This window comes from Pseudomonadota bacterium (genome assembly GCA_010028905.1).
GTDB lineage: Bacteria > Vulcanimicrobiota > Xenobia > RGZZ01 > RGZZ01 > RGZZ01.
On the sequence record RGZZ01000292.1, the window covers coordinates 1 to 6,540 of the forward strand.

General features: G+C 65.4%; 8 protein-coding genes. 7 read left to right on the top strand and 1 reads right to left on the bottom strand.

The features are described from left to right. Nucleotides 1-149 precede the first annotated feature (149 nt). A complete protein-coding gene (locus EB084_17125) occupies nucleotides 150-1,124 on the bottom strand; it encodes a FliA/WhiG family RNA polymerase sigma factor (GenBank protein ID NDD29980.1) in 975 nt (324 codons plus the stop codon). A 356-nt stretch (nucleotides 1,125-1,480) separates the two neighbouring features. On the opposite strand from EB084_17125, the gene fliE reads away from it, so the two are divergent. From fliE to fliI, 7 genes are all read left to right on the top strand, one after another. After that, complete coding sequence (gene fliE, locus EB084_17130) at nucleotides 1,481-1,939, top strand: flagellar hook-basal body complex protein FliE (protein ID NDD29981.1); 459 nt, start codon at nucleotides 1,481-1,483, stop codon at nucleotides 1,937-1,939. Between the two features lie 60 nt (nucleotides 1,940-1,999). Continuing rightward, nucleotides 2,000-2,401 carry a flagellar basal body rod protein FlgB gene (gene flgB, locus EB084_17135; protein NDD29982.1) on the top strand — a complete coding sequence of 134 codons (402 nt, stop codon included), beginning with the start codon at nucleotides 2,000-2,002 and terminating at the stop codon, nucleotides 2,399-2,401. A gap of 3 nt (nucleotides 2,402-2,404) precedes the next feature. After that, on the top strand, nucleotides 2,405-2,860 hold the full coding sequence (locus tag EB084_17140; GenBank protein ID NDD29983.1) for a flagellar basal body rod protein FlgC: 456 nt from the start codon (nucleotides 2,405-2,407) through the stop codon (nucleotides 2,858-2,860). Nucleotides 2,861-2,927: 67 nt separating this feature from the next. Beyond that, nucleotides 2,928-4,601, top strand: a complete 1,674-nt coding sequence (gene fliF, locus EB084_17145; GenBank protein ID NDD29984.1) for a flagellar M-ring protein FliF — start codon at nucleotides 2,928-2,930, stop codon at nucleotides 4,599-4,601. Between the two features lie 6 nt (nucleotides 4,602-4,607). Then, on the top strand, nucleotides 4,608-5,573 hold the full coding sequence (locus tag EB084_17150) for a hypothetical protein (protein ID NDD29985.1): 966 nt from the start codon (nucleotides 4,608-4,610) through the stop codon (nucleotides 5,571-5,573). Beyond that, nucleotides 5,570-6,193, top strand: a complete 624-nt coding sequence (locus EB084_17155) for a hypothetical protein (protein NDD29986.1) — start codon at nucleotides 5,570-5,572, stop codon at nucleotides 6,191-6,193. The genes EB084_17150 and EB084_17155 overlap by 4 nt, the downstream gene beginning before the upstream one ends. Then, nucleotides 6,177-6,540: flagellum-specific ATP synthase FliI (fliI, locus tag EB084_17160; GenBank protein ID NDD29987.1), on the top strand; the 364-nt coding region annotated here is incomplete at its 3' end. The genes EB084_17155 and fliI, both read left to right, overlap by 17 nt.

Here is a 6,540-nt window from a genome sequence, read left to right on the forward strand (position 1 = left end):
GGTGCCGTCGCTCAGCAGGTCCTCGAGCTGGATGTGGGGAGGCAGGAACATGGCGATGCCGATGACGGACGTGACCACGAGCATCGGGCCGACAACGAGCAGCGACGTGGTGATGGCCTCGTGGAGTATCGCCTGTACGGTGGAGAGGTTCAAGATGCGTTCACCATGTAGTCCTTGTGGCCCGCGAGCCGCTCTCGCAGCTTGCCGAGGGAACGGGTGTGCAGCTGCGACACGCGGGGCTCGGAGACACCGAGCACCGAGGCCACCTCCTTGCAGGTGAGTCCTTCGTAGTGGTACAGGTACACCACCTGCCGCTCGCGATCGCTCAGCTGCTCGATGGCGTCCTTGAGGATGGCGGAGCGCTCGAGACGAGACACCTCGTCGACCACGTTCTGACGCTCATCCGGAAGGGTCTCGCCCAGCAGGGTCTCGGCGTTGTTCGTGAGGCGCTTGAGATCTTCGAACGACGTGACGTACGAGCCGTTGAGCTGGGTCATGACGTCGTCGAGGGCCGTGACCTTCATGTTGAGGCTCGTGGCGAGCTCTTCGCGGGTGGGGGTGCGACCGAGAGACTGTGTGAGCTCGACCGTGCGCTGCTCCACCGCGCGGCTCTGGCGGCGCACGCTGCGCGGCACCCAGTCGAGGTTCCGCAGGCCGTCGAGGATGGCGCCGCGGATGCGCAGGGTCGCGTAGGTCTTGAACTGCACCTTGCGCGCCGCGTCGAACTTCTCGAAGGCGTCGAGAAGACCGATGGTGCCGTCGCTCAGCAGGTCCTCGAGCTGGATGTGGGGAGGCAGGAACATGGCGATGCGTCCCGCCACGTGCTTCACCAGCGGCGCGTATTCTCGCATGAGCTCTTCCTGGACCTGAGGGGCGGATGTCTGCAGCGCGTTCACGGGCCTTCTCCCTGCTTGTTGTTGGTGCTCGCGCACACGAGGGTCACGACAGCGGCGGCATCGTGCCGGGCATCTCGGCGTCGATCTGGCCGGTCTGCGGAGGCACACCACCTGACTCGAGAGCGCCGACCACCATCTGCAGCACCCGTCCGACGCCGAATCCCAGAATCGATGCCAGCAGCATCGACCAGACCGCGCTCTCGAGCAGGGTTGCATAGGCGGTGCCATCTTGATAGCGCACGGCGATGACGGCGCAGAAGGTCACGATGCCGAGCGTTCTTGCCCACCACAGGGGAGAGATCGCGTTCATCGCACCTGCCTGCCTCATCTCCGGCACCTGCCGGTGCTGTCGCCGCTTCAGGCCTCGAGACGTCACCCTTCCTCCGGAGGGGAGTTCAGGTCGCGCCGTCGAGGTTCGTCACGTCGACTCGTGCATTACATTGCCTCTTGGTTCTCGGAACACTTTCGGCCCGCAAAAGTTTTTTTTCCTCCTGTTCCTCTACGGTTCACCCGTACCATGGAGGCGCGTCCCCTGGGCCTGGCGCGTCCCCGAGCTCCCCGTCCCCTTCCTTCATGAGGGGTCGATGCAAGCGCCCGAAAAAATTCCTCGATCGACCGAAAGTGTTCAGCGCGCCGGCCATCAATGTAATGCCCGAAGACGGAGATCGAGTCGCCGCCCCTCGAGGCGAAGACCCGACTCAGAAGGGAGGCTGGCACCCGTGAACATCTCTGGCATCGGTGCAGGAACAGGTTGGTCAGGATACGCAGCCCCCATCGGCAACGCTGCGCAGTCTGCGCCGCAGATCCCCCTCGGGGGGGGCGGCTCGTCTTTCGCGCAGCAGATCGGCCAGTATGTGAGCCAGGTGAACGACATGCAGAATGCAGCCGACGCTTCTGCCCGAGGCGCCGTGCTGGGCGACGTGCGCAGCATGCACTCCGTCATGATCGCGGGCGAGGAGGCCAGCCTGGCACTTTCGACGGTGCTGCAGGCACGCAACAAGGTGCTCGACGCGTACCGCGAGATCATGAGGATGCAGGTCTAGTAGGCGCCCCCCGCGCGACCCGCAAACAAGCTACCCACCAGAGAGGAAGAGGACGCTCCCATGTTCGGATTCGAGCACAACGCCACCCTCAACATCCTGAAGACCGGTCTCGACGGTCTCGAGCGACGCCAGCTGCTGCTGTCGAACAACGTCGCCAACATGAACACGCCGGGCTACCTGACCCGCGACCTCGACTTCAAGACCGTGATGGACGCACAGGCCCGCGGGCTGTCTGACCCCGAGGTGATGGACGTCTCGAAGACCGACGCCAACCACATGGTCGACGATCGGGCCTCCTCCGACGTCTGGGACAATGCCGTGAGCACCGCCACCGAGGCCCCCGACCTGCAGGACCAGATGGTCAAGCTCGGCCAGAACTCGCTGAGCTACGCGACCATGTCGCAGCTCATCACCCACCAGCTTCGTCGCTACCGCTCAGTCATTCAGGAAGGGAGCCGATAGACCATGAACAGCTTCTCCGAGCTCTTTGGCTCGATGGGCATCAGCGCCACCGGCATGAACGTCGAGCAGCGCCGCCTCGAGGCCTCCGCCCGCAACCTCTCGATCGTCCACATCGCCGCCCGCCCCGGTCAGGAGACCGCGCAGGTGCGCAGCGTGCGGGTGCGCGAGAAGGGCACGATGGACACCGAAGACGCCCAGTTCAGCGAGTTCATGAACGGCCATCGCATCCAGGGGGTGGCCGGCGAGAACATCGACGCCAAGGCGCCCTCGCGGCTGCAGTACGAGCCGGGCAATCCGGTGGCCGACGAGAGCGGAATGGTGGCCTACCCCGCCGTCGACTACCTCACCGAGATGACATCGATGATGCAGTCGTCACGCGCATTCGAGGCAAATGTCACCGCCTACACCGAAGCACGAAACATGATTCAGCGGGCCCTCGAGATCGGCCGCGGCGCCTGACGCCAGGCGACGAAACGACCCCCACCCCGACCTCCATCGACACTGAGAAAGAGAGCTGCACGCGAGCATGCTGGAAGAGCTGACGAGACAGTGGAACACCCTCGGCGTCAAGGGGCGCTTCGCCCTCAGCGCCGCCGTGATTGCCAGCATCGGCATCCTCGCCCTGGTCGTTCTCTGGTCTAAGCGACCCGACTACAAGCCGCTGATGAGCGGTCTGAAGCAGGCCGACGCCGCCAATGTCACACGCAAGCTCAAGGACCTCAAGGTGCCCTATGAGATCAGCGACGACGGCGAGACCATTCTCGTCCCCGCCTCGCAGCTCTACCAGACGCGCATGGACATCGCGGGCGCCGGCGTCACCGAAGGTCACGCGGGTGGCTTCGAGCTGTTCGACAAGACCCGTTTCCAGACGTCGCCCCTGAGCGAGAAGGTGACCTACATGCGCGCGCTCCAGGGCGAGCTCGAGCAGACCATTGCCACCCTGCAAGAGGTCGATACGGTGCGCGTTCACCTCGTGCTCCCGCAGCGCGAGATCCTGGTTGACGACAGCAAGTCGACCACCGCCTCCATCGTGCTCAAGCTCAAGCCCGGCGCGGTGGTCACCCCCAACGAGGTGCGCGCCATCCAGGCGCTGGTGGCGGCCGCGGTGCCGAACCTGCTCAAGGAGAACATCACGATCATGGACACGAAGGGCGTTCTGCTCTCTTCGGGTGATGAGGGTCCCGACGGCAGCGCGGGTGCCTCGACCATGTCTGACCTCACCAGGCAAGAGGAGAAGAAGCTCCAGAAGCGCACGCAGGAGATGCTCGACCAGATCCTGGGCGCGGGGATGGCCGTGGTGCGCGTGAGCGTCGAGCTGCAGAACGAGCAGCGTGTCGTCGAGTCGCAGGAGTACAAGCCGCTCGACGCCCAGAAGAACACGGGCGTGCTGCGCAGCCGTCAGCAGACCGACGAGTCGTACAAGGGCACGGGCAAGCCCGTCGGGCCCGCCACGGCTACCGGCGCGAAGGCCGTGACCCAGATCAACGGCCAGTCGACCAACTCCGACTACAAGAACCTGCGCAACACCGAGAACTACGAGATCTCGAACGTGAAGGAACGCGCCGTCATCGCCCCTGGCCGCTTGAAGCGCATCTCGGCCTCGGTTGCCCTCTCGCAGGACTTGAAACTGACCCGCCCGGGCATCGATGATATTACCGACCTGGTCAAGGAGAGCATCGGCTTCGATGCATCGCGCAAGGACGAGGTGAAGGTGGCGCTCGTGAAGTTCCGCGGGCCCGGCGCCGACAACACGGTGACCTCGGCACCCGATCGCAAGTGGCTCGAATGGGCCCGACTCGCAGCTCCCGTGCTGGCCGTGCTGGCCTTCTGGATCATCGCAGGTCGCATGACACGTCCGGCGAAGCCCACAGGTGCGGGTGCCGACCTCGCCCTCGGTCCTGGCGCGGGGCTGGCCCCTGGCCTGCCGGGCGGAATGGGAATGGCCGGCTACGACCCGATGCAGCCTGGCACGGGGCCGATGGGCGGGTTCCCTGGAGATATGTCTGGTGGGCTGTCTGGCACGGTTCCCCTGCCAGATATGTCGGTGGTCGACGGATTCGGACCGTCGAAGGAAGAATCCAACATCCTCAGCAGCCAGGTCCGCAAGCTGGCCCTCGACGACCCGCGCGCCATCGCCGCGGTGCTCGAGAAGTGGATCGCGAAGGACCAGGAGCGCGACGAGACCGAGAAGAAGGGGTAAAGCGCCGTGGACAGCTCGAGCATTGCAGAAGGGTACACGGGCCTGCAGAAGGCCGCCGTGCTGCTCACCGAGATCGGCCTCGACTCGTCGGTCGACATCTTGCGCAACTTCAACCAGCGCTTCGTGCCGCGGTTGATGCGCGAGGTGAAGAACGCGAAGGCCCTGCCCGATGAGATCCGCCAGGAGATCATCATGCAGTTCCTCGAGGAGGCCGCCGAGCTCGCGGGCACCAACCGTGAAGCCTTCGCCGACGAGCTCCTCAAGCGAACCCTCGAGTCGAACCAGTTCGCCGCGCTTGAGTTCCTGCAGAGCACCGACCGCGCCCAGCTCATCGAGCTCATCAAGGAAGAGCATCCCCAGGTGGGGGCCTTCATTCTCGCCTACCTGAACCCGAAGCTCGGCAGCGTGGTGCTCAGCGGACTTCCCCGCGAGCTGCAGGCCGATCTCGCCCTGCGCATCGCCGGCATGCGCCAGCCCCACACCGAGGCCCTCGAAGTGCTCGACCGCGTTCTCGCCACGCGCCTCAACACCGTGTCAAAGGGGCCTGTGAAGGTGGGTGGGCTGCAGAACCTTGTGGCCATTCTGCGAAACGCCGGGCGAAACTCGGAAACCGTGGTCATGGAAGCCCTGGTCGATCGGCGCCCCGACCTCGTGGAGCCCACCAAGAAGATGCTCATCGTCTTCGAAGATCTCACGCGTCTCGACGATCGCAGCTTCCAGAAGATCGTGAAGCAGATCGACGGCAAGACGCTGGCCATGGCCCTCAAGAAGACCACCAAGGACATCGAGGACCTGGTGATGCGCAACCTGTCGGAGCGCGTGCGCGAGATGCTCGTGGCCGACATCGAGGCGCTCGGCAAGGTGCGCCTCAAAGACGTGATGGAAGCGCAGCAGAAGATCGTGGAGAGCTTCCGCGAGCTCGAGCGCAGCGGCGAGATCGTGCTGCTCGATGTCGAAGAGGAGATGGTATGAGCCAAGAAGCCACCGCCCGCAAGGAGATCCCCGCCAGCGCCGCCATCCTGGCCCTGGTGCAGCAGAAGGCCAACGCCCTGCGCGAAGAGGCGCAGGCGCAGGCCGAGGGGCTGCGCCAGGAGGCCTACAAGAGCGGGTACGAGGCCGGCCTCGAGGAAGGCCGTCGCGTGGCGCAGGAGCTGGTGTCAAAGCAGTATCAAGACGCGCTCGCGCTGGTGCAGCAGCAGCAGGTCATGCAGCAGGAGCAGCTGCAGGCCTGGTTCCGCGAGATGGAGCCGGAGATGCATCGCGTGATGCTCGAGATCGCGGCCACCGTGATCAAGCGCCAGGTCGAGGTCGAACCGGACATCATTGTGACGCAGGTGCGCGCCGCCCTCGACACCCTGAGCAATGCCGCGTGGGTGCGGGTGAAGGTGAATCCGGTGCACCTGCCCGCCCTTGAGCAGGCACAGCTCGAGGCGGCCTATGCAGTTCGCGCCGAGCGCATCGAATACGCGGGAGATGAACGCGTGACCCCTGGCGGCTGCCTCGTAGAAGCCCCTGGAGCGCGCGTCGACGCAACGGTGGAAGGGCAGCTCGAGCGGGTCTCCGAAGCCATCTCTCGTGTCTCAACCCCCTGACCACCTGTTCCGCGAGTCGCTCGCATCGGTGAGCGCCGCCTTGCGCGGCATCAACCCCGTCACGCGCGTCGGCGAGGTCACGCAGATGGTGGGCACCATCGTCGAGGCTCGCGGACCCAAAGCCCCCACGGGCGCCATCTGCGAGATCGACACCGCTTCCGGACCCGTGCTCGCGGAGGTGGTCGGATTCCACGCCCGCGGGCTGCAGCTGCTTCCGCTCGGCCCCATCGCGGGCATCGCCGCGGGGGCGCGGGTCACCATCCTGGCCGACAGCGCTTCGATTCCCCTGTCACCCAAGCTGCTCGGGCGCGTCATCGACGCCACCGGCGCCCCCCTCGATGGCGGAC